The organism is Caulobacter endophyticus (assembly GCF_029543245.1).
Classification (GTDB): Bacteria; Pseudomonadota; Alphaproteobacteria; order Caulobacterales; family Caulobacteraceae; genus Caulobacter; species Caulobacter endophyticus_A.
Genome location: NZ_JARQWV010000002.1, coordinates 46,264 through 68,001 on the forward strand (window position 1 = coordinate 46,264; position 21,738 = coordinate 68,001).

A 21,738-nucleotide genomic window follows, 5' to 3' on the forward strand; every position below is an offset into this window, starting at 1 on the left:
GACCTGCCGCCGGTGATCCGTTTCGAAGCCGTCTCCAAGACCTATGACGCTGGGAAAGGTTCCAGCGGCCACGCGGCCCTGCGCGAGGCCTCGCTCGAGGTCGCGCAAGGGCAGGTGTTCGGGGTCATCGGCGCCTCGGGGGCGGGCAAGTCCACCCTGATCCGCCTGATCAACGGCCTGGAGCTGCCCACCGGCGGCAAGGTGATCGTCGACGGCGACGACGTGGCGGCGCTGGACGTCGCGGGCCTGCGGGCCCTGCGTCGCCGCGTCGGCATGATCTTCCAGCACTTCAACCTGCTGTCGTCCAAGACCGTCGAGCAGAACGTTGCCTTCCCGCTGAAGCTGGCCGGCCGCAGCCCTGCCGAGATCAAGGCGCGGACGGCCGAACTGCTGGCGCGGGTGGGTCTGTCCGAGCACGCCGCCAAGTATCCGGCCCAGCTGTCGGGCGGCCAGAAGCAGCGCGTCGGCATCGCCCGGGCCCTGGCCACGGCGCCCAAGATCCTGCTGTGCGACGAGGCCACCAGCGCGCTGGATCCCGAAACCACCGAGCAGATCCTGGCCCTGATCTCCGACCTCAACCGGGAACTCGGCCTCACCATCGTGCTGATCACCCACGAAATGGACGTGGTGCGCCGGGTCTGCGACCGGGTGGCGGTGCTGGAGGGCGGCCGCGTGGTCGAGCAGGGGCCGGTCGAGGAGGTGTTCCTGCATCCGGCCAGCGACACGGCGCGCCGCTTCGTCGGCGAGGTGGAAGAGACCGCCGAGACCGCCCTGCCGGCCGGGGTGCTGGTGCGGCTGACCTTCAAGGGCGAGGCCACCTACAAGCCGGTGCTGGGGGTTGTTGCCCGCGAGACCGGCGTCGACTACTCGATCCTGGGCGGTCGCATCCACAAGCTGCGCGACGCTCCGTACGGCCAGCTGACCCTGGCGCTGACCGGCGGCGACGTCGAGGCCGCCATCGCCCGCTTCGAGGCCGCCGACGTGCGGGTCGATCGCCTGGAGGGCCGCCCATGAGCCTGTTTTCCAACATCGACTGGGCCGATATCGCGGCCGCCACGCTCGACACCCTGACCATGCTCGGCGGCTCGATGGCCCTGACCGTGATCCTGGGCCTGCCGCTGGGTGTGATCCTGTTCCTGACCGGCAAGGGCCAGATGCTGGAGAACAAGGCCGCGCACACGGCGCTGGGCCTCCTGGTCAACATCCTGCGCTCCGTGCCGTTCGTCATCCTGCTGATCGTGATGATCCCGCTGACGGTGCTGCTGGTCGGCACCTCGCTGGGCGTGGCCGGGGCTATCCCGCCGCTGGTGGTGGGCGCAGCGCCCTTCTATGCCCGCCTGGTCGAGACCGCCCTGCGCGAGGTCGACAAGGGCGTGGTCGAGGCCAGCTTCGCCCTGGGGGGCACGCGCCGTCAGGTGGTGCTGGGGGCGCTGCTGCCCGAGGCGATGCCGGGGATCATCGCGGGCGCGACCGTGACGGCCATCGCGCTGGTGTCCTACACGGCCATGGCCGGGGTGGTAGGGGCCGGCGGCCTGGGCGACCTGGCCATCCGCTTCGGCTACCAGCGGTTCCAGACCGACGTGATGGTGGTCACCGTCGTGCTGCTGCTGATCCTGGTGCAGGTGCTGCAGATGATCGGCGACGCTGTGGTGCGGAAGGTCTCGCACCGGTGAGCGCGATCGCGATCAGGCCCGCCGTCGACACCGACATCTCGGCCCTGGTCGCGCTGAACGCCAGCGTGCAGGCCCTGCACGCGGCCCTGTCGCCTAAGATCTTCAAGCCCGCCGTCGATCCGGTCGCGCTGGCCGCCTTCCTGCGCGGGATGCTGGACCAGCATGCCCATCGGCTGCTGCTGGCGCAGGTCGACGGCGCGGCGGCCGGCTATGGCTGGGCCGAGGTCCAGAACCGTCCCGAGACGCCCTTCGCCCTGGCCCGCCGGCGGCTCTACCTGCACCACCTGGCCGTTGATCCGGCGTTCCGTCGTCGAGGGATCGCCGCGGCGCTGCTGGCCGCGCTGGAGAGCGAGGCGAGGGCGCTGGGGCTGGAAACCGTCGTGCTCGACGCCTGGGCCGACAACGCCGGCGCCCAGGCCTTCTTCGCCGCCGCCGGCTATGCGCCGCTGAACCTGACGCGGGCCAAGCGCCTGGGGTGATTGTCCCCAATGCTCGTCATCCCGGCCGGAGCGCGCAGCGCGTAGAGCCGGGACCCAGGGGCCGGCGTACTGCGTCGGCTAGCGGTGGGGCGGCGAACCTGATCACGGCGCCCAGTCTTCTGGGTCCCGGGTCTGCGGTCCGCTTCGCGGTCCTTCGCCCGGGATGACGATTGTTGGAGAGGCGGCCGGAGTGATTGCCGCAAACCGTGCCGGGCCTTAAGAACCCCGAATGACCGACGAAATCCTCTCCGCTCCGCCGCCCGAGCACTGGGACCAGGCGCTGGCCGACACCCTGCCGGGCCGCATCATCCTGGTGGGCCTGACCTTCCTCGACGCCGACGGCGAGATCGAGGACGTCGAGCAGTTCCACGGCGTCATCCTGTCGGCCGACCCGGAAGAGGGCATCCTCGTCGACCTGCTCACCGAGGAAGAAGACGGCGACACCTACCTGCTGCCGCCGCAGACCTCGAACATCAGGCCGGCCCAGCCGGGGACCTACACCCTGGCCAACGGCGAGGTGCTGGAGAACCCCGACTTCGTGTCGAACTGGACGATCCAGGGCCCGGAAGATCCGGCCAACGACGACTGAGGCCTGTTACCCGCCCCAGGAAAACTGATTCCGTGTTGGAGGCGTTTTCGCGCAATACCCTCCCGGAATTATCGACTTATCGGAGCCGTTCATGGTCGCCCGCCGCGCCGCCCTCGTCAGCCTCGCCGCCTTCGCCCTGCTGGCCGCCTGCAATCGCCAGCCCGCGCCGTCGGCGGCCGACACGCTGGTGGTCGGCGCCACGGCCGTGCCGCACGCCGAGGTGCTGGAGTTCATCAAGCCGAAGCTGGCGGCCGAAGGCCTGAAGATCGACATCAAGGTGTTCAACGACTACGTCCAGCCCAACGTGCAGCTGGCCGAGCGTCACCTGGACGCCAACTACTTCCAGACCGGTCCCTATCTCGACACCGTCAACGCCGATCGCGGCTGGGGCCTGGTCAAGGCAGCGGGCGTGCACATCGAGCCGCTGGGCGCCTATTCGGCGAAGATCAAGGCCATCGGCGAGCTGCCGGCCGGCGCCACGGTGGCCATCCCCAACGAGCCCAGCAACGGCGGCCGCGCCCTGCTGCTGCTGAACAAGAACGGCCTGATCACCCTGAAGGACCCGACCAATCCGGTCTCGACCCTGAAGGACATCACCGCCAATCCGAAGAACCTGAAGTTCAAGGAGCTGGAGTCGGCGACCCTGCCGCGGGTGCTGAACCAGGTCGACCTGGCGGTGATCAACACCAACTACGCGCTGGACGCCAAGCTCGACCCGGCCAAGGACGCGCTGCTGATCGAGGACAAGACCAGCCCCTATGTGAACTTCCTGGTCACCCGCCCGGACAACGCTTCGGACCCGCGCGTGGCCAAGCTGGCCAAGACCCTGACCTCGCCCGAGGTGAAGGCGTTCATGGCGGAGAAGTACAAGGGCGCGGTGGTTCCGGCGTTCTGAGGCTGAGCGTTCTCAAGCTTTTCCGCTCTCACTTCCTGCTTCCCTGGGCCTCGTGCCCAGGGCCCATGTGTCAGCTTGCGGGGCGGTGTAGGTCGAGAAGCGTCGGTTGACGCCTCGCAAGTGGAACGATGGATCCTGGGCACAGGGCCCAGGAAGGCGATGTTGGGCGTGGGAATAGGCGCGGTTCACACTGCGACGCTCTCCGCGCTCTCGACAACCTCTGATTGCTAAGCTCTAATCGCCCTCACGCAGAGGGGTGCGATGGTCAGCGGCAAGTCCTTGAGGGTGTCCGAAGCCGCGCTGCGCGCGCCCCAGGCGGCGGAGCCGGCCAAGCCAAGCAAGGCCGCACTGGTCGCCGCCCATCACTCCGGTCATCGCGAGCGCCTGCGCGAGCGGGCCAGGGCCGGCGGCCTGGCTGCTCTGCCCGACTACGAACTGCTCGAACTCTATCTCTTCCGCAGCCTGCCGCGCGGCGACGTCAAGCCGCTGGCCAAGGCGCTGCTGGCCCGGTTCGGCTCGGTCGCCGGTGTGCTGGGCGCCACGGTCGAGGAGCTGAAGACCGTTCCCGGCGTCGGCGAGACGGCGGGGGTGGACCTGAAGATCCTGCATGAGGTCACCCTGCGGGCGGGCCGCGAGGGCATCACCAAGCGGCCGGTGATCTCGTCGTGGACCGCGCTGCTAGGTTATGTGCGGGTGGCCCTGGCCAACGAGTCCCGCGAGCAGTTCCGGGTGCTGTTCCTCGACAAGAAGAACCAGCTGATCGCCGACGAGGTGATGAACCACGGCACGGTCGACCACGCGCCGGTCTATCCGCGCGAGGTGATGCGCCGGGCGCTGGAGCTTTCCAGCTCCAACCTGATCCTTCTCCATAACCACCCGAGCGGCGATCCCACGCCCTCGCGGCCGGACATCGAGATGACCAAACAGATCATCTCGGCCGGCAAGGCGCTGAGCATCGCCGTCCACGACCATCTGGTGGTCGGCCGCGACGGGGTGGCCAGCTTCAAGGCGCTGGGGCTGATCTGACGTGCTGCGGGTCCTGCTCGTCATCGTCGGCGTGCTGTTGGCGCCGCCGGCCGTCTTCTTCGGGGGCGTGGTTCTGGGCGTGCTGGAGCACGGCTACGGCTGGTCTGAGATGGACTGGAACAGCGACGGCTGGACCAGTTTCGGCGAGGTCGTCGACGCGGCCGACATCGGCAAGCGCGAGGCGGTGGTCTGCCAGGCTACCTGCATCGAATACTTCGCCTACAAGGACGGCATGCCGGTCCGCACCGACTGCCCGCCGCCCTAGCAGGCAAGGCCGATCCCGCGAAGAAAATCTAATGTCCTTGACGCCGGGTTCGGCATTGCGGAGCTTGGCTGGATCAGCTGTTCCGGAGTGTTCCATGCGTCGCCTGCTGTCAGTCCTCCTCGGCTCGGTCGCCCTCTTGGGCGCCGCCGCCCACGCCGCCGAAGCCCCTGTTTCCAAGGCTGATCGGGCGCTGCACGAGCGCATCCTGACGCTGGACACCCACCTCGACACGCCCGAGCACTTCGCCCGGCCCGGCTGGAGCATGGTCGACCGCCACAGCGTGCCGCAGGACTTCAGCCAGGTTGATTTGCCGCGCATGAACGACGGCGGTCTCGATGGCGGGTTCTTCGTGATCTACACCGGCCAGGGCGAGCTGACCGCCGAGGGCTATCGCTGGGCCCGCGACTTCGCCCTGACCCGCGCCACCGAAATCCGCGAGATGGTCTCGGCCCACAGCGACAAGTTCGAGCTGGCCTACACGCCGGAAGACGCGATCCGCATCAACAAGGCGGGCAAGAAGTTCGCCTTCCAGAGCATCGAGAACAGCTGGCCGATGGGTGAGGACCTCACCTTGCTTCAGACCTTCTACGGCGCGGGCGTGCGGATGGCGGGGCCCGTTCACTTCCGCAACAACCAGTTCGCCGACAGCTCGACCGACCCCAAGGGCAAGATCTGGAACGGTTTCTCGCCGCTCGGTTTGCGCTGGCTGGCCGAGGCCAACCGCCTGGGCATACTGATCGACGTCAGCCACGCCTCGGACGATGTGGTCGACCAAGCCGTGGCCCTGTCGAAGGTGCCGGTCATCGCCTCGCACTCGGGCGCTCGGGCCGTCTTCGACCATCCGCGCAATCTCGATGACGCCCATATCCGCAAGATCGCCGAAAGCGGCGGGGCGATCTGCATCAACTCGGTCTATCTGCGCGCCTCGACGCCCAGCCCCGAGCGCAAGGCCGCCCTGGAGGCCCTGGGCCGGGGGCCGGGCGATGACGCCACCCAGGCCGACTTCGTCGCCTACGCCAGGAAGCGCGCCGAGCTGGACAAGAAGTTCCCGCCGGTCCGCGCCAACTTCGACACCTTCATGGACAGCATGAACCACGTGCTGAAGATCGGCGGCGCCAAGGCCGTCTGCGTGGGCGCCGACTGGGACGGCGGCGGCGGCGTCGAAGGCCTGGAAGACGTGGCCGACCTGCCCAAGATCACCGCCCGCCTGAAGGCCGCCGGCTACAGCGACGCCGACATCGAGGCGATCTGGAGCGGCAACGTGCTGCGCCTGCTGGGCCAGGCCCAGGCCTATGCGAAGGGGGCGGGGAAGTAAGACTTTGAAGAAGCCCTCCCCCTCGATGGGGGAGGGTTGGGTGGGGGTGGCCACGGCATAAAAGGCCACGCACGGCTGCCAGCTCAGCGATCACCCCCATCCCCGACCCTTCCCCCATCAAGGGGGAAGGGAGCTAGCGCGTCGCGAACCGCCGCCAGACCCGCCAGCCCAGCAGCACCGCCAGGATGCCCGCATAGACCAGCGGCGGCCGATGATCGGCCTTCACCAGCAGGTAGTAGTGGGCCACGCCCAACGGCACGATGACGTAGATCAGCCAGTGCAGCCGGCTCCAGGCCGCCCGGCCCATGCGGATCACCCAGCCGTTGGTCGAGGTCACCGCCAGCGGAACCAGCATCACGAACGCGGCCATGCCGAGGGTGATGAACGGCCGCTTGAGAATGTCCTTCCACAGCTGGCCGAAGTCGAAATAGAGGTCGACGCCGATGTAGCTGAGGAGGTGCAGCGACACATAGGCGAAGGCGAACAGGCCGATGGTCCGCTGGAAACGCACCAGACGCGGCTTCCTCAGGATCGCCGCGGCGGGGGTGATCGCGAGGCCGACCAGCAGCAGCCGCAGGCCCCAGACGCCCAGCTGCCGCACCAGGGTCTCGATCGGATTGACGCCGAGATCGCCGGTGAAGGCGCGGAAGGCCAGCCAGACCAGCGGCGCGGCGCAGGCCAGCCAGACGGCGGCGTAGACCAGGTTGTCGCGGGTTTTCGAGGGGCGTTTCTTTCGAGCCCTTCCCCCATCAAGGGGGAAGGGGGCTTTTTCAGCGTCCTTCATCAGTAGAACTTCTTCAGGTCCATGCCGCGGTACAGATCCGCCACCCACTCGCCGTATCCGTTGAAGGCCAGGGTGTCGCGCCGCCGGAACTCGCCGATGCGGCGCTCGGTGGCCTGCGACCAGCGGGGGTGGTCCACGGCCGGATTGACGTTGGAATAGAAGCCGTATTCGCGCGGCGCCGACAGGTTCCAGGCCGTCGGCGGCTGGCGGTCGACAAGGCTGATCCGGGTGATCGACTTGATGCTCTTGAAGCCGTACTTCCACGGCACGACCAGACGCAGCGGCGCGCCGTTCTGGTTGGGCAGGGTCTCGCCGTAGAGGCCCACGGCGATCAGGGTCAGCGGGTGCACGGCCTCGTCGATGCGCAGGCCCTCGCGATAGGGCCACTGCAGCACGTCCCATTTCTGGCCGGTCATTTCCGAGGGGCGCATCAGGGTCTCGAAGGCGACGAACTTGGCCTTCGACGTGGGTTTGACCGCCGCGATCAGGTCCTTCAGCGGGAAGCCCACCCAGGGGATCACCATCGACCAGCCCTCGACGCAGCGCAGGCGGTAGATGCGCTCCTCAAGCTTGTTGCCCTTGATCAGGGCGTCGATGTCGAAGGTCTTGGGCGCCTCGCAGGCGCCGTCGACGCGAACGGTCCAGGGACGAGTCTTCAAGCGCCCGGCGTTTTCGGCGGGATCTCCCTTGTCGACGCCGAATTCGTAGAAGTTGTTGTAGCTGGTGATGTCGTCCTTCGGCGTCGGCTTCTCGGTGGTCGAGAAGCCCTTGGAGAAGGCCAGCGGCGCGGCGCTCGCGGCTCCGCCCAGTCCCGCCAGCCCCAGGCCCGTGACGCCGGTGATGAACTCGCGCCGGCGCAGATAGAGCCCCCGGTCGGTGACGTCGTTGTCGGTCAGGTCGGGGCGGTGGCGGATCAGCACGGGCGTGTCTCCGGTTTCAGTGTCGAAGATACGGAGCCGGATGCGGTTTGGTTATGGCTGGCCGTCGTTTTTTCTGCGCGGCCGCTCGGGACGGTCGTCGCGAGGCTTCTGGCGCGGGGCGTAGACCCGCCGCAGGCCCTCGGCGAGCACCTTGCGCTCCTCGGGCGGCAGGCTCTCGGCGAAGGCGACCAGACGGCCGTCGACCTTGGCGCGTACGCCGCTCTCCAGGGCCCGGGCGGCGGCCATGCGGCGCTCGGCCTCGGCCCGGTCGAAGCGGCCCTCGGCCATGGCCTCGACCACGGCGCGACGTTCGGCGCGGGCGGCCTGGGCGTCGGCGCGGTTCTCCAGCGCGGCTTCGCGCAGGCTGCGGCGCAGGGCCCGGCGGTGCTCGGGCGGCAGGTCGCGGCCGGCGGTCCACAGCGGCGGACGCTGGGCCTGGGCGGCGGCGATCGGGGCCTCGCGGCGGGCCTCCTGGCGCATCCAGGCCGCGCCGGCGATGCCGCCGACCAGGAAGAGGTTCAGCGCGCCGGACGCGACCAAGGCGATGATCAGGGTGCGGTTGGCGCTCATAGGTCGGTCGCCTCCTCAAGCGCCTCGGCCGCCGTGTCGGGCTCGGGCTGGTCGTAGGCGGCGGCCAGTATGGCGTCGGCCCGGCGGTCCAGCCGCTCGCCCGCGCCCGAGGCGACGCCGACGGCGACGCCGGCCACGGTGGCGACGGCCAGGCCCAGGCCCGCGGCCAGACCCGCCCACCAGGCGCTCGCGGAACGCCGCGGCTTGGGCGCGGCCTCCAGCAGCCGGCCCAGCAGGGCGGCGTCGGCGCCTTGAGCCGGGGCCAGGTCGAGCAGGCGGTCGAGGTCCGCCTCGGCGGCCAGCACCGCGCCCAGGCGGTGCGGATCGGCGGCCAGGGCCGCGCGGGCGGCCTCGCGCAGGCACTGCGGCCAGCGGCCGATGTCGCCGCCGTGGGCGGCCGCCAGTTCGGCGAAGCGGTCGGGGGTCATGGTCGCGCGCCCTCCTTGAAGCTCATCGAACCGCCTCCATCAGGTCGGCCAGGGCCGCGCGCAGGGCGCGCCGTCCACGGCCCAGCAGGCTTTCCAGCGTCTCGACCGAGACGTCCAGCAGGGCGGCGGCCTCCTTGTTGCCCAGGCCCTGGTGGTGGCACAGCACGATCGCCTCGCGCTGGCGCTCGGGCAGGGTGGCCAGGGCCGCCTCGATGCGGCCGCCGATCTGGACGCCCAGCAGCGCGCCCTCGCCGGTGGGCGCCAGGTCGGCCACTTCCGGCGGCTGCGCCATGCTCGTCTCCCGCCGTCGACGCAGCCGGTCGCGGCACAGGTTCAGCGCCACGCGGTGCAGCCAGGTGTCGAAGCGGGCCTGGCCCGGACGCCACGAAGGCGCCTGCTTCCAGGCCCGCAGGAAGGTTTCCTGGGCGACGTCCTGGGCCTCGTCCGGATCGGCCAGCAGCCGTCGCGCCAAGGCCAGGATGCGCGGCAGGCGAGCGTCCAGCAGCCGTCGCACGGCGGCCTGATCGCCCCGTCCCACGCCTTCCAGCAACGCCAGGTCGGGGTCTTCCCCCTCGCTCGCCAAGCCTCACCTCGTCACGCCAAGCCCATGCCGGCCGTCACATCGCAGCCTTGGCCTTGCCGGCCGCGGCCTGTCGTTCGGCCGAGGTGAGCACGCCGTCGCCGTCGGCGTCCATCCGCTTGAAGCGCTTGCCGGCCATGGCCTCCAGTTCGGCGCGCGACAGGAAGCCGTCCTTGTCGGCGTCGAGGCGGCCCCACAGGCGTTCGCCGCGGCCGGCTTTCGCCCCATCCGCCTTCTTCTGGCGCATGGCCTCGAACTCGGACTTGGACAGCTTGCCGTCCTTGTTGGCGTCCAGCTTGGCCAGCATCTGGGCCGCGCGCTGGCTCGCGAAGGCGGTCTGGCTGTCGCCTGCCGGCTTGCTCTGGGCCAGGGCCGGGACGGCGCAGGCGGCGATCGCGGTCGCGGCGACCAGGGTGGTGAACGTCTTCATCGAATGCTCCGGGTGAGGGGATGGCCCGTCCTTCTGGAGCTTCAACGGGGCAGGAGGGCGTTTCCGTCGCGGGTGCGAGATCCTCCCCCTGAAGGGGGAGGTGGCGGCGAAGCCGACGGAGGGGGAAGTGGATGCTGACCTTCCACCGCCTCGAAAGCTGATAACGGCCCCCCTCCGGCCCTTCGGGCCACCTCCCCCAGAGGGGGAGGATCTTGTCGCCCTACCTCACCACATCTTCGAACGCCTTGCGCGCCTCGGCCTTGGCCTTGACCAGCTTGGCTTTCAGCGAGCGGAACTGGGTGACGTGGCCGGCGCGGGCCAGCAGGGCGCGGAAGGCCTTGGGTTCGCTTTCCGGGTCGTCGCCGTTCTCCAGCGCCACCTTGATCAGCTGCGACAGGTCCTGTTCCAGCCGCCAGGCCGACAGGGCGGCGGTCAGGGCCGCCTTGTCGGCGAGCCCGGCCTCGATCAGGGCCGACAGGGCCTCGCCGGTGTTCTGGGCCAGAGGGCCGCCATTGGGGCCGTGGGCCAGTTGCAGGTACTGGGCGATGAACTCGATGTCGACGAGGCCGCCGGGGTCCAGCTTCAGGTCCCAGGGGCCCTTTCCGGGCCGCTCGCGCTCCATCAGGTCGCGCATCTCCAGCACGTCGGCAGCGGTCTTGGCCACGTCACGCGGGCGTCGCAGGGCGGCCTCGATGGCGCCTTCCGCGCGCGCCTTGAAGCCCGGCGAGCTGGCCCAGATCACCCGGGCGCGGGTCAGGGCCAGGAGCTCCCAGGTCTCGCACTCGCGCTCGTAATAGTCCTCGAAGGCGGTGAAGCTGACGGCCACCGGCCCCTTGCTGCCCGAGGGGCGCAGCTTGAGATCGACCTCGTAGAGCGTGCCCTCGGCCGTCGGCGCCGACAGGGCCGAGGCAAGGCGCTGGGTGAAGCGGGCGTAGAAGACGTCGGCGCTCCAGCCCTTGATCTCCGAAACGACGTCCCCCTGGCCCGCCGGCTCGTCGGCCGCATACAGCGTCATCAGGTCGAGGTCGGACTTGGCGGTCATCTCGCGCGAGCCGGCCTTGCCCAGGGCGACCACGGCCACCTGGCCCGGGAAGGCGCCGCCCAGCCGCTCGACCTCGGCCAGGGCGGCCGGCGCCAGGCCGCCGACGATCAGGTCGCCGAGGTCGGCGAAGGCCCGGCCCACGTCGCGGGCGTCGGCCGTGCCGCTCATCACCCGCACCCCGATGCGGAAGGCCTGGTCGCGGAACAGGCGCCGCGCGGCGTCCATCGACGGCTCGAACTCGCTGGGATCCCAGGGGACCTCGGCGGGCATTTCCATCGGACCGAAGAAGGCCGGATCCAGCAGGGCGTCCAGCGCCGTCGGCCGGCGGGCCAGGGTGGCGGCCAGGCGCGGGGCGAAGGCCATGACCTGCACCACCAGCTCGAACAGGCGCGGCTGGGCCAGGAACAGCGACTGGATCTGCACGCCCGAACTCAGCGAGGCGAAGAAGTCGGCGAAGCGGTTGAAGGCCGCGTCCGGCGCCCCCGTCGCATTGGCCGCGTCCAGCAGGCGCGGGGCCAGGCGGGTGAAGAGCTCGCGGCCGCGTTCGGTGCGGGTGGCGGCGATGTGGCCGTGGTGCCAGCCGCGAATGGTGGCGGCCACCCGCTCGGGGTTCGAAAAGCCCATGCGCTTGAGGGTGGCCAGGGTCTCGGGGTCGTCCTCGACGCCGGTGAACACCAGGCTGCCGAACCGCGACGACAGCTCCTCCTCGCCCTTGAACAGGGCGCCGTAGCGCTGGTTGACGCCCTTGAGCATCTTGCCGACGGCGGCGTCGAAGCTGCGCAGGTTGCCCTGGTTCCACAGGGCGGCGACCTTTTTCCGGTCGGTGTCGGACTCCGGCAGCTTGTGGGTCTGGTCGTCGGCGATCATCTGGGCCCGGTGTTCCAGGGCCCGCAGGTCGTGATAAGCGGCGGTCAGGTAGGCGCAGTCTTCCGGCGTCACGTGGCCGGCGTCGCGTAGGGCGGAAAGCGCATCGAGCGTGCGGGGGCTGCGCAGGTCCGGATGGCGGCCGCCCAGGATCAGCTGCTGGGTCTGGACGAAGAACTCGATCTCGCGGATGCCGCCGCGACCCAGCTTCAGGTCGGCGCCCTTGGCCTCCAGCCGCTCGTCCACCTTGTAGGCGTGGATCTGGCGCTTGATCGAATGGATGTCGGCGATGGCGGCGAAGTCGAGATTGCGCCGCCAGATGAAGGGCTGCAGCTCGGCCAGGAACGCCTCGCCGCGCGCGATGTCGCCGGCCGCGATGCGGGCCTTGATGTGGGCGGCCCGCTCCCAGTTCTGGCCGACGCTCTCGTAGTAGTCCAAGGCCGCGTCGATCGGCATGGCCGGCGGGGTCGAGCTGGGGTCGGGGCGCAGGCGCAGGTCGATGCGGAAGACGTAGCCGTCGCCGGTGCGCTCGGCCAGCATCCGGCCCAGGTGCTGGGTCAGGCGCACGGCCACGCCCTGCGGCTCGGTCCCCTCGCTGACGGGAAGCACCTCGGGCGCGTAGAAGATCGAGAAGTCGATGTCGCTGGAATAGTTCAGCTCAAAGGCGCCGTGCTTGCCCATGGCGATGCAGAACAGGCCCGGGATGGGGCCGTCCTCGCCGTCTCCGACATGGGTGAGGGCGCCGCGCGCCACTTCCACCCGCGCGGCCTGGGCCAGGGCCGCGTGCAGGCTGGCGTCGGCGAAGCGGGTCAGGGCGCCGGTGACCGCGTCGAGATCCCAGACGCCGCCCAGGTCGCACAGGGCGGTCAGCAGATGCAGGTCGGCCTTCAGTTCACGGAGCGTCTTGCGGGCGGTCTCGAAGTCGGGCTCGGCGGCGACGTCCAAGGCGGCCGCCAGGATCTGGGCGAGGCGCGCCTCCGGCTCGCTGTCCAGGATGCCCGGCAGGCGCACGCCGTCGCGACGGGCGAGGCCCGCCAGGTAGGAGCTGGCGGCGAACACGGGGGCCAGGGCCGGCCAGGCGGCGTCGACGGTGTTCATCCGCTCGCCCGCCCGCTTGGCGATCATCTCGTGGGCGCGTTCGGCGGCCTTGGGATCGACGATCGGACCGCAGGGCGCGAGGCGAGGGGCGAGCAGAAGAGTCATGGCGCGCACTCTTAAACGACCAGCGGCGTCCGCCAAGCACCGCTTGACGGCTTCATTTACGGGCGTAATCATTCAGCTCAGTAGAGCCAGCGGACAGCCATGAGCATCACCCACGCCGAAAGCCACGTCATGGAAGCGCTCTGGAGCCAGAGCCCCCTGACCGTCGAGGAGATCCTGGAGGCCGTCGCCGGCCCGCAAGGGTGGGGCGAGGCCACGGTCAAGACGCTGATCAACCGCCTGCTCAAGCGCAAGGCCATCGAGTCGCGCCGTATCGACGGCCGCGTCCGCTACGTGCCGATCGTCAGCCGCGCCGAATATCTGCAGACCGAGAGCCAGGGCCTGCTGGACCGCCTGTTCGAAGGCCGCCTGACGCCGCTGGTCGCCCATTTCGCCAAGCACCGCTCGCTGTCGCCCGACGAGGTCAAGCAACTGAAGCAACTGATCGCGGAGCTGGATGATGCTGGTTGAGCTGCTGGCCGTCACCCTGCTGAGGGCCCAGTTGGCCGCCGCCGCGGGGGTGCTGGTCGTCCTGGCGCTGCGCGTTCCGGTTCGCCGGCTGGTCGGCGCCGAGGCGGCCTACAAGCTGTGGCGCCTGGCGCCGATCGCGGCCCTGGTCAGCGTGTTTCCGAGCCTGTCGGAGGCCCTGAAGGCGGGCAGCGCCGCCCAGCCGCCCGAGCGCCTGCTGGCCGTGGCCATGCTGGCGGTGTGGATCGTCGGGGTCGTCGGCCTGGCCGGCTTCATCGCCCTTGGCGAGCGGGCCTTCCGCCGTCGCGCCCGCGCCGGGCTGGAAGGACCGGCGGTCATGGGCGTGTTCTGCCCGCGCCTGGTCATCCCGCACGACTTCGCCCAGCGCTTCGACGCGGGCGAGCGCGAACTGGTTCTGGCCCACGAGCGCGCCCACATGCGGCGCGGCGATCCGCGCGGCAACCTGATCATCACCGCCCTGCAGGTGCTGGGCTGGCTGAACCCCTTCGTCCATCTGGGCGCGGCGATCGCCCGCCTGGACCAGGAAATCGCCTGCGACGCCGACGTCGTGGCCCTGATCCCCAAAGCCCGCAAGCGCTACGCCGAAACCCTGATGAAGGCCCACGCCTGCACGGCGGCCTCGCCCCTGGCCTGCGCCTTCGGCCGCCATCCGCTGGTCGCCCGCGTGCGGGTGCTGGCCGGGCCCGGCCCGGTCGCCGCCGAGGGGCTGACCGTCACCATCGCCGCCCTGACGGTCATGACCGTGCTGGCGGTCTGGACCCTGGCGCCGCGCGGCCTGGACGTGCCGGCCTTCCGGGTGCCCGGCGGCACCGCCCGCCTGTTCGTCGACGGGGTCACCCCGCCGCCGCTGCACCGCAACGTCGACACGAGGGCGCGGTAAGGGGGCTTTCTGCCTCCCAAGGTCCGTCATCCCGGAAAGCCCGCAGGGCCTATCCGGGACCCGGGGGACTGGGCGGGGTTGTTGAGATCCGCCCGATTGTGGTCGGCGCCGTGCGGCGGGACGGTTGAATTTAAAAACTACACATGTAATCTTTCTTTCGATCAGAGGGGGAGATCACCGTGTCGTTCGTCCTGCCCGTTCCCGACGCCCATGTCGGCCGCAAGCGCGGCGTCGCTGTCGCCTGGCGCATCCTCGGTCTTGTCATGGTCGGCTCGATGCTGGCGGCCCTGGCCTACGGGATCTTCGACTTCATCCGGTTCGAGCGGGCGATGGGGGCGTTGCCGCCGGCGAAAGGCGCGGCGCTGGAGCCCGCCCAACGTGAGGCCGCCCGGCGCTGGGCCGTGGTGCATCCCGTCCTGGTCGCCCGCCTCAAGCAGTCGCGCGAGCTGGAGTTCGGGGGCGTGTGGATGATGCGCACCGGCCGGGTCTGCGGCGTGGTCAACGGCAAGACCAGCTTCGGCGGCTTCACCGGCATGACGCAATTCTACACCGATGGGGACACGCCGGTGTTTCCTTATGACGACAAGGGCCGTTTCCGCGAGGTCTGGCATCAGTGCGATCGCGACCGCTGGGCGGTGATCCGCCAGGGCTCGGACGAGACCGGCTTCTGCGCCACCAAGTTCGGCCAGACCCGCTGCCGGATCGTGCGCCGCCAGGCGACGACCATGCCGAGGTGAGGGGCAGGGGCTTTCCGGATAAACACCGCCCATCCCCGCGAAGGCGGGGACCCAAGCCGAGTCCGCAGGCTCGAGCTCGGCCGCGCCTCCACACCGAGAGGCCGCTTGGATCCCCGCCTTCGCGGGGGAGTGCGGAGGAGGGGGCGGATCGGCTCCTCACCCCTCTTCCCCCCAAAAGAAAACCCGCGCCGCCCTGGAAGGAGAGCGACGCGGGCTGCCTAGGCGCCGGGGGGAGGTAGGATCGCGCCTAGAAGTTGTAGCGGAGGCCGACCAGGAACTGGCGGCCGCTGTGGGTGTAGACGTTCAGCCGGTTGCTATCGCCGACGTACTGGTCGTTGAACTCGTCGGTCAGGTTCACGCCCTCGACGGAGAGTTTCAGGTTGTCGCGAATGTTCCAGCTGGCCTGCATGTCGATGTTCAGGGTCTCGTTGGTGCCCTGGACGGTGTTGCCGTCGCTGCCGGGCACCTGGGTCAGGTAGCCGTCGCGATAGGCCAGCGAGCCGCGCACGCTCCACTTGGGGGTCTCGTAGTAGAGCGTCAGGTTGGCGGCGTTCTTCGACAGGCCCACCAGGGTGGCGTTCACCGTCGGCGCGCCCGGCGTCGTCGAGGTCAGGTACTCGATCTGGGAGTCGACGTAGGTGTAGTTGGCCACCACGCCGAAGTTGCTCCAGAAGCCCGGCAGGAAGGTGAAGGGCTGCTGGACGTTGATCTCGAAGCCCTTCAGGTCGCCGCCGTCGCTGTTGACCGGCTGGGTGACCTGGAACACCTGGTCGTTGGTCGCGCCGGTGCCGGTCAGCAGAGAGTCCGGCAGGCCCAGGGTGTTGTAGACGGCCTCGCGGCGCAGGGTGGCCACGAAGGTGTCGATGCGCTTGTAGAAGACGCCCAGCGCGATCATCGCGCCCTTCTCGCGGTACCATTCCAGCGAGAAGTCCAGATTGTCGGACTTCGTCGGGGTCAGGTACGGGTTGCCCGAGCTGTAGCTGCGGTTGGCGCCCTGCACGGCCACGTCGCCGCCGGGCGACAGCGAGCCGATGCCCGGACGGGCGATGGTCTGGGCGGCGCTGACCCGGGCCACGACGGTGTCGGAAAGGTCGGCGGCCAGATTGAACGAGGGCAGGGTCAGGTCGTAGTCGCGCTTGACCTCCACGCGCTGGATGGCGCCGGCCACGGCGGCGTAGCCGGCCGATTCCTGCTCGGTGTGCACCCGGCGCACCCCGGCGTCGCCGCGGAACGGCAGGCCGAAGGCGTCGAACTTGAACTCGGCCTGCACATAGGCGCCATAGTCCTGCTCCTCGACCGCGCCGTACTGGCCGCGGGCGCTGGAGTTGTTGGTGTCGGTCAGGGCGTAGATGCCGCTGTTGCTGTAGATGCCCAGCAGGGCGGCGTACTTGTCGATGTCGGGGATCAGCCAGGAGGTGAAGTTGCCCTCCGGCAGGTCCATGCCGCTGCCGAAGCCCGTGAACACCTTTGACACCGAGGCCAGCTGGGCCGGGGTCAGGGTCTGGACCACGGTCTCGCTGGTCCGGTACTGGCCGTAGCTGTCATACTCGAACTTGCGCCAGTCGAACCCGCCCTTGAGGCGCAGGTTGTCGTTCAGGTCCCACTCGCCATAGACCTTGGCGGTCGAGAACTGGTTCTCGACGAACTGCGGGCGGATGCGCACTTCCGAGGTGCCGTTGGTCGAGGCCCAGTTGGCCGGATCGGTCGGGTCGAAGCCCAGCAGGATCTGCGGCGCGCGGCCCTTGCGGAAGTCGTACTGGTAGTTGGCGCTGTTGGCCCGGTCGAAGGTGACGATGGTCGAGACCGGCTGGGTGAAGGTCGAGTCCGAATAGCCGGCCAGCATGCCGACCCGCACATTGGCGCTGAAGTCGTGCGTGCCCGACAGGGTGAACTGCTTGAACTCGGTGTTCAGCTCGTCATAGGCCGCCTGGGTGCGCAGATCGACATTGTCCATCCGGGCGGCGACCAGGTTGCCGTTCTCGACGACGCCGTCGCGGATGATGGTCTGCGGCTTGCCGGTGTTGGCGCGCGACAGGCCGATGGCCTGCAGTTGGGCTTCCTTCCGCGTGCCGGCCAGGTAGGCGTAGAGCGCGTCCAGCGTGATCTGGGTGTCGGAGGTGGGCTTGTATTGCAGCGAGCCGGCGACGCCGAGGCGCTTGGACTCGATGTCGTAGCTGACATAGCCGGGGATGCGCGGGGCGAAGAGGCTGCTGCTGTTGATCTGGGCGATGGTGTAGCCCGGCACGGTCGAGGCGCTGTTGAAACCGCCGTTGCTGGCGCCGGTGGCCCAGCGGGTGATGTTGGCGCCTTCCTCCTTCAGGTGGCGCTCTTCGTAGGCCACCGACAGCAGGGCGCCGACCTTGCCGTCGAAGAACACGTTGCTGGCCAGCACCGAGACGCGCGGCGTCGTCTTTTCCGACAGGTCGTTGTAGCTGGCGCCGGCCGACAGCACGAGCTGGGGCTTGCCGCTGTCGAAGGCCTTGGCGGTGGTCAGGTCGACCGTGGCGCCCAGCGAGCCTTCCTCGACGTCGGCCGAGGCGGTCTTGCGCACGGCGATGCTGTTGAAGAGATCCGAGGCGAAGACGTTGAAGTCGAAGCCGCGGCCGCGGTTGGTGCCGCCGCTGTTGGCGGTGCCGCCGGTGGTGGAGATCGCCTCCATGCCGTTGATGCGGACGCGGGTGTATTCCGAGCCCAGGCCGCGAACGGTGATCTGGCGGCCTTCGCCGTTGATGCGCGAGATCGACACGCCGGGGATGCGTTGCAGCGACTCCGCCAGGTTCAGGTCGGGAAACTGGGCGATGTCCTCGGCCTTGATGGCGTCGACCACGCCGCTTTCGTTGCGCTTGAGGTTGATGGCGCTTTGCAGGCTGGCGCGGAAGCCGGTGACGACGATGGCCTCGACCTCGTCGGATGCGGGTTCGGCCGCCGGCGCCGGAGCCTCCTGGGCCATGGCGACGCCGGCGGCGAGAATGGTGAAGGCCGAAGCGCTGGCGCCGAGCACGGCGCGCAGGCGGAGATTCCTGTTGGACGTCATCTGTCCCTCCCGATGCCCGTCTGCGCGGGCCGCTTTTGGAAGCCGGCTGAGCCTGCTTCTTCGTTGCCTGAACCATAGGAACGGGTTCGATCAGAGGGCCAATCCCAATCGGGTATGGACCTATGCGCGATGTGCACCGATCCACAGGTTTCCGCTGCGGCGCCTGCCGCCTCGCGCGCGGGCTATCCTTTGACAGCCTTGGGTTTCGATGCGCGAGCCGGTTTGATCCATGTCGCCCGTGGATCGGTCCATAGGCGATTTGACTTAGACCTGGGCCCCGACGCCCCTTAGCGTCCTCCCAAAGCGCCGACGACAGAGCGGCGACAAGGGAGAGCGTCCATGACCGACACCACCAGGCGTACCCGCGTGCGCTGGCTGATCATCGCGACGCTCTTCATCATCACGACGATCAACTACGCCGACCGCGCCACCTTCTCGATCGCCGGCCAGTCGGCGTCCAAGGAGCTGGGCCTCGATCCCGTGGCCATGGGCTACATCATGTCGGCCTTCGCCTGGGCCTATGTGCTGGGCCAGATCCCCGGCGGAGCGCTGCTTGACCGTTTCGGCTCCAAGAAGATCTACACCGCGGCCCTGGTTCTGTGGTCCAGCTTCACCTTGCTGCAGGGCTTCTCGGGCGTGTTCACCGGGCTCGCCGCCGCCGTCGCCCTGTTCTTCATGCGCTTCCTGGTGGGCCTGGCCGAGGCGCCGTCGTTCCCGGCCAACGCCCGCATCGTGGCGGCCTGGTTCCCGGGTTCGGAGCGGGGCACGGCCTCGGCGATCTTCAACTCGGCCCAGTACTTCTCGCTGGTCGCCTTCGCGCCTCTGATGGGCTGGCTGGCCCACGACTTCGGCTGGCGTTCGGTGTTCTTCGTCATGGGCGCGGTCGGCATCGTCGCGGCCTTCTTCTTCGTCAGGCTGATCCACAGCCCGGTCGAGCACCCGAAGATCAACAAGGCCGAGTTCGACTACATCGAGGCCGGCGGCGGGCTGGTGCGGATGGAGGACAAGGCCGCCAATGCGGGCGCCGCCTTCACCTGGGCCAACGTCAAGCAGGTGCTGACCAGCCGCATGCTGCTGGGCGTGTATATCGGCCAGTACTGCATCAACGTGCTGACCTACTTCTTCGTCACCTGGTTCCCGATCTATCTGGTGAAGGCGCGGGGGCTGTCGATCCTGCAGGCCGGGTTCACGGCGGCCCTGCCGGCCCTGTGCGGCTTCGCCGGCGGCCTGCTGGGCGGGATGATCTCCGACCATCTGCTGAAGAAGACCGACAATCTGGACATCGCCCGCAAGACGCCGCTGCTGCTGGGCATGATCCTGGCCACCTGCATCGTCATCTGCAACTACGTCGAACAGGAGTGGCTGGTCATCGTGATCATGGCCGCGGCCTTCTTCGGCAAGGGCGTGGCGTCGCTGGGCTGGGCGGTGGTGTCGGACACCTCGCCCAAGGAGATGGCCGGGGTCACCGGCGGCGTCTTCAACACCTTCGGCAACACGGCCGGCATCGTGACCCCGATCGTCATCGGCTACATCGTCCAGGCCACCGGCTCGTTCGACGGGGCGTTGATCTTCGTCGGCGCCCACTGCCTGATCGCCGTGCTGGCCTACTTCCTGATCGTCGGGAAGATCCAGCGCCTGCAACTGAAGGCGGCCTGATGCTCTCTCGACGCCATGTCCTGGCCGGCGCCTCGGCCCTGGTTCTCGCAGGGGTCGGCCGGACGGCCGGCGCCGCGCCCGCCGCCCTGACCGTGACCACGCCGATGGCCGCGCCCGAATGGGCCCTGTTGCAGCGCGAACTGCTGAAGGCCAACGAGGCGGCCTGCGAGGCCTTCTTCGCCCGCTATTTCGACGACCGCGGCTACCTGCTGGCCTTCGAGCGCTGGGGCGCCAACGACGGCCCCGACGACGCCATCGAGAACGTCAACGACTGGCCCACCCTGCACGCCCTGGGCGCCGGCGACCGCGTGCTCGAGCTGGCCCAGAAGGCCTTCGAGGGCAATGTCCGCCAGTACACGGCGGCCAGGACCAAGGACGTGCCGTTCGCCCGCGAGGGCATGTACTTCCGCGAGTTCCCGGTGATGAGCGACTGGCAGCACCTTTCCGAAGGGCTGTCGGTGTTCAACCTGCTGGGCCTGTCGGCGCCGAACGATCCGCGCTTCCGCGAGCGGGCGAAACGGTTCTCGGGCTTCTATACCGGCGAGGATCCGACCACGCCGAACTACGATCCCAAGCTCAACATCATCCGCAGCATGATCACCGGCAGCCGGGGTCCGATGCTGCGCAAGGCCACGCCGCTCGACTGGGCCGGCGACCCCTTCGACGTGACCCACTTCTACATGGAGCACGGCGAGCGGTCGTACGAGGAGACCCTGCGCCACTATGACGAGTACGGCGACGTGGTCGGCGACAGCCCGCTGAATTTACAGGCCACCAGCCTGGTGATGAACGCCTACATGCTGGACCACGAGGCCAGGTACCGCGACTGGATCCTGAAGTACGTGGACGGCTGGATCGAGCGGGCGCGGGCCAACGGCGACGTGATCCCCAGCAAGGTCGGGCTGGACGGCAAGGTCCCCAAGGATCGCTGGTGGAGCGGAACCTACGGCTGGGGCTTCTCGCCGGTGGCGCCGCACACCGGCCAGCGCGAGGATCGCAACCGCGTGCCGCGCGCCGTGGTCGGCTTCATGAACGCCTACCTGCTGACCGGCGACGACAAGTATCTCGACGTCTGGCGCCGCCAGAACGACGCGATCAACGCCCAGAAGAAGGTCGAGGGCGGCAAGGTCTCGACCCCGCGCATGTATGGGGCGAAGGGCTGGTATTCCTACGCGCCCGGCGAGTACCAGCCGAACGGGCTGGAGATCTGGTACCTGTCGATGAAGGGCTCCGACCGCGCCCGTGCGGCGGGCCATCCCTGGCTCGACTGGCTGGACGGCAAGGATCCCTCCTATCCCGCCAAGGCTCTGCGCGGCGACCTGGAGCGGGTGCAGGCCCGCGCCCAGGCCCAGCGCGAGGATAGCTCGACCCCCGACACCCGCCTGGCCGACGCCGCGCTCGATATCAATCCGGCCAGCGTCACGGCCCTGATCCAGCTGATGGAGGGCGGCATCCATATCGCCCGGCCGCCGTGGTCGAAGTCTTCGCCCTCGCAGGGCGGCGCGCTGCACTATGCGCGCCTGCGCTACTTCGATCCCGAGCGCCGCCGGGCCGGCGTTCCGCAGGACGTGGCGGCCCTGGTCGAACGCCTGACCGACGACGAGACGGTGGTCAGCCTGGTCAATCTCAGCCCGGTCTCGTCGCGCACGGTGACGATCCAGGGCGGCGCCTATGGCGAGCACCAGATCCAGAGCGCGGCGATCGGGGATGGGGCGGTTCAGGCGCTCGACGCCTCGGCCTTCACCCTGCGGCTGGCGCCGGGCGCCGGCGCGCGCCTGACCCTGAAGATGAAGCGCCACGCCAACCAGCCGACGCTGAGCTTTCCCTGGGACAGGGTGGGGTAGAGCCCCCCATTGTTCGTCATCCCGGACGGCCGAAGGCC

Annotated in this window: 21 protein-coding genes; 13 read left to right on the forward strand and 8 right to left on the reverse strand. The window is 69.3% G+C overall.

The window, feature by feature from the left end; all coding sequences use genetic code 11:
• Window positions 1-12 precede the first annotated feature (12 nt).
• From P7A99_RS02305 to P7A99_RS02340, 8 genes are all read left to right on the forward strand, one after another.
• Window positions 13-1,014, forward strand: a complete 1,002-nt coding sequence (locus tag P7A99_RS02305; RefSeq protein ID WP_277792333.1) for a methionine ABC transporter ATP-binding protein — start codon at window positions 13-15, stop codon at window positions 1,012-1,014.
• Entirely contained in the window at window positions 1,011-1,673 is a 663-nt protein-coding gene (locus P7A99_RS02310; RefSeq protein ID WP_277792334.1) for a methionine ABC transporter permease, read from the forward strand. Before P7A99_RS02305 ends, P7A99_RS02310 begins: the two co-directional genes overlap by 4 nt.
• A complete protein-coding gene (locus P7A99_RS02315; RefSeq protein ID WP_277792335.1) occupies window positions 1,670-2,152 on the forward strand; it encodes a GNAT family N-acetyltransferase in 483 nt (160 codons plus the stop codon). Before P7A99_RS02310 ends, P7A99_RS02315 begins: the two co-directional genes overlap by 4 nt.
• 229 nt (window positions 2,153-2,381) lie before the next feature.
• Window positions 2,382-2,741 (forward strand): hypothetical protein, encoded by a 360-nt coding sequence (locus tag P7A99_RS02320; protein WP_277792336.1) that lies wholly within the window; start codon window positions 2,382-2,384, stop codon window positions 2,739-2,741.
• Between the two features lie 91 nt (window positions 2,742-2,832).
• On the forward strand, window positions 2,833-3,636 hold the full coding sequence (locus tag P7A99_RS02325; RefSeq protein ID WP_277792337.1) for a MetQ/NlpA family ABC transporter substrate-binding protein: 804 nt from the start codon (window positions 2,833-2,835) through the stop codon (window positions 3,634-3,636).
• 261 nt (window positions 3,637-3,897) lie between these two features.
• Window positions 3,898-4,662: a RadC family protein gene (gene radC / locus P7A99_RS02330; RefSeq protein WP_277792338.1), complete on the forward strand. Its 765-nt coding sequence runs from the start codon at window positions 3,898-3,900 to the stop codon at window positions 4,660-4,662.
• A gap of 1 nt (window position 4,663) precedes the next feature.
• Window positions 4,664-4,927, forward strand: coding sequence for a hypothetical protein (locus P7A99_RS02335; protein WP_277792339.1), 264 nt, complete (start codon window positions 4,664-4,666; stop codon window positions 4,925-4,927).
• A 94-nt stretch (window positions 4,928-5,021) separates the two neighbouring features.
• Window positions 5,022-6,242: a dipeptidase gene (locus P7A99_RS02340; protein ID WP_277792340.1), complete on the forward strand. Its 1,221-nt coding sequence runs from the start codon at window positions 5,022-5,024 to the stop codon at window positions 6,240-6,242.
• Between the two features lie 133 nt (window positions 6,243-6,375).
• On the opposite strand, the gene msrQ is transcribed toward P7A99_RS02340, so the two are convergent.
• From msrQ to P7A99_RS02375, 7 genes are all read right to left on the reverse strand, one after another.
• Window positions 6,376-7,026: a protein-methionine-sulfoxide reductase heme-binding subunit MsrQ gene (gene msrQ / locus P7A99_RS02345; RefSeq protein ID WP_277792341.1), complete on the reverse strand. Its 651-nt coding sequence runs from the start codon at window positions 7,024-7,026 to the stop codon at window positions 6,376-6,378.
• Entirely contained in the window at window positions 7,026-7,976 is a 951-nt protein-coding gene (gene msrP, locus P7A99_RS02350; protein WP_277792538.1) for a protein-methionine-sulfoxide reductase catalytic subunit MsrP, read from the reverse strand. The genes msrQ and msrP overlap by 1 nt, the downstream gene beginning before the upstream one ends.
• A gap of 21 nt (window positions 7,977-7,997) precedes the next feature.
• Window positions 7,998-8,516 (reverse strand): periplasmic heavy metal sensor, encoded by a 519-nt coding sequence (locus P7A99_RS02355; RefSeq protein WP_277792342.1) that lies wholly within the window; start codon window positions 8,514-8,516, stop codon window positions 7,998-8,000.
• Window positions 8,513-8,944, reverse strand: coding sequence for a hypothetical protein (locus P7A99_RS02360; protein ID WP_277792343.1), 432 nt, complete (start codon window positions 8,942-8,944; stop codon window positions 8,513-8,515). The genes P7A99_RS02355 and P7A99_RS02360 overlap by 4 nt, the downstream gene beginning before the upstream one ends.
• A 22-nt stretch (window positions 8,945-8,966) precedes the next feature.
• Window positions 8,967-9,527 carry an RNA polymerase sigma factor gene (locus tag P7A99_RS02365; protein WP_277792344.1) on the reverse strand — a complete coding sequence of 187 codons (561 nt, stop codon included), beginning with the start codon at window positions 9,525-9,527 and terminating at the stop codon, window positions 8,967-8,969.
• Window positions 9,528-9,561: 34 nt separating this feature from the next.
• Window positions 9,562-9,954 carry an EF-hand domain-containing protein gene (locus tag P7A99_RS02370; protein ID WP_277792345.1) on the reverse strand — a complete coding sequence of 131 codons (393 nt, stop codon included), beginning with the start codon at window positions 9,952-9,954 and terminating at the stop codon, window positions 9,562-9,564.
• Between the two features lie 220 nt (window positions 9,955-10,174).
• Window positions 10,175-13,063, reverse strand: a complete 2,889-nt coding sequence (locus P7A99_RS02375) for a bifunctional [glutamine synthetase] adenylyltransferase/[glutamine synthetase]-adenylyl-L-tyrosine phosphorylase (protein ID WP_277792346.1) — start codon at window positions 13,061-13,063, stop codon at window positions 10,175-10,177.
• A 99-nt stretch (window positions 13,064-13,162) separates the two neighbouring features.
• Here P7A99_RS02375 and P7A99_RS02380 point away from each other — a divergent pair, with 99 nt between their 5' ends.
• The 3 genes from P7A99_RS02380 (at window position 13,163) to P7A99_RS02390 (ending at window position 15,166) form a co-directional block, all read left to right on the forward strand.
• Window positions 13,163-13,531, forward strand: coding sequence for a BlaI/MecI/CopY family transcriptional regulator (locus tag P7A99_RS02380; RefSeq protein ID WP_277792347.1), 369 nt, complete (start codon window positions 13,163-13,165; stop codon window positions 13,529-13,531).
• Entirely contained in the window at window positions 13,521-14,429 is a 909-nt protein-coding gene (locus tag P7A99_RS02385) for a M56 family metallopeptidase (RefSeq protein WP_277792348.1), read from the forward strand. The genes P7A99_RS02380 and P7A99_RS02385 overlap by 11 nt, the downstream gene beginning before the upstream one ends.
• A gap of 179 nt (window positions 14,430-14,608) precedes the next feature.
• Window positions 14,609-15,166, forward strand: coding sequence for a hypothetical protein (locus tag P7A99_RS02390; protein WP_277792349.1), 558 nt, complete (start codon window positions 14,609-14,611; stop codon window positions 15,164-15,166).
• 247 nt (window positions 15,167-15,413) lie between these two features.
• On the opposite strand, the gene P7A99_RS02395 is transcribed toward P7A99_RS02390, so the two are convergent.
• On the reverse strand, window positions 15,414-18,200 hold the full coding sequence (locus tag P7A99_RS02395) for a TonB-dependent receptor (protein ID WP_277792350.1): 2,787 nt from the start codon (window positions 18,198-18,200) through the stop codon (window positions 15,414-15,416).
• A 339-nt stretch (window positions 18,201-18,539) separates the two neighbouring features.
• Between P7A99_RS02395 and P7A99_RS02400 the strand changes: the two genes are divergently transcribed.
• Together P7A99_RS02400 and P7A99_RS02405 are read left to right on the forward strand one after the other, a co-directional pair.
• Window positions 18,540-19,856, forward strand: a complete 1,317-nt coding sequence (locus P7A99_RS02400) for an MFS transporter (protein WP_277792351.1) — start codon at window positions 18,540-18,542, stop codon at window positions 19,854-19,856.
• Window positions 19,856-21,700 carry a hypothetical protein gene (locus tag P7A99_RS02405; RefSeq protein ID WP_277792352.1) on the forward strand — a complete coding sequence of 615 codons (1,845 nt, stop codon included), beginning with the start codon at window positions 19,856-19,858 and terminating at the stop codon, window positions 21,698-21,700. The genes P7A99_RS02400 and P7A99_RS02405 overlap by 1 nt, the downstream gene beginning before the upstream one ends.
• Window positions 21,701-21,738: the final 38 nt, after the last annotated feature.